General features: G+C 38.6%; 2 pseudogenes. Both read left to right on the top strand.

Annotated features, from left to right (window positions below):
- Window positions 1-82 (top strand): annotated as a pseudogene (locus ACFINO_RS10990) (TrwH protein); the annotation flags it as partial.
- Window positions 79-624: pseudogene (locus ACFINO_RS10985) on the top strand (hypothetical protein); the annotation flags it as partial. The pseudogenes ACFINO_RS10990 and ACFINO_RS10985, both read left to right, overlap by 4 nt.

The raw sequence follows: 624 nt of genomic DNA, 5'->3' as shown, positions 1-624 counted from the left end.
AAAGCTAAAACAGCCCAATGATAGGAACCGTGTGCCTATTAATAAAACAATCCCTGCCGAAATCAAGCGAGGAGACAGATGAAAAAGCGATTTATTATAACAGGAATGATTACCCTTTTGGGGATGATAAATCTGGCACATGCATCGGATTCTTCTCAATCAGATACATGCAATTTTCTAGCGTTGGGACTTGCTCAATATCAAAAGAACATATTTGGAACAGACCGCACTGGAGTCCTAAACAAATGTGCACAATCCCCATCGTCTGCTCCACCGCCACCACCTGCTCCACCGCCACCACCTGCTCTACCAGCAGAGTATCTGGAGCTTATTAAGCTATTAAAAAAAGAGGAAATTATTGAGCTCTTTAAAAAACAACTTGCGTTAAAAAAAGAACAACTTTCACAAACAGAAAAAGCCTATCAAGCTATAACAAAGAATCAGAAAACAAACCCAAAGCAAATAGACTTTTCTAGTTTTTTTCTCAAAGAACCAGAATCGTTCTATAAGAGTGATAAGCTTTCAAGAGAATCATATCAAAAGGTACTAGAGGACGAAAACAAAGTTTCTGGGCCTTTTGATCAAATGGGCAAAACTATTTCAGAGCGTTTACAATTTGCATCG

Origin of the sequence: Bartonella sp. AA83SXKL (assembly GCF_042196965.1) — a bacterium.
Lineage (GTDB): Bacteria > Pseudomonadota > Alphaproteobacteria > Rhizobiales > Rhizobiaceae > Bartonella.
This window is presented reverse-complemented; position numbering and strand designations above follow the sequence as displayed.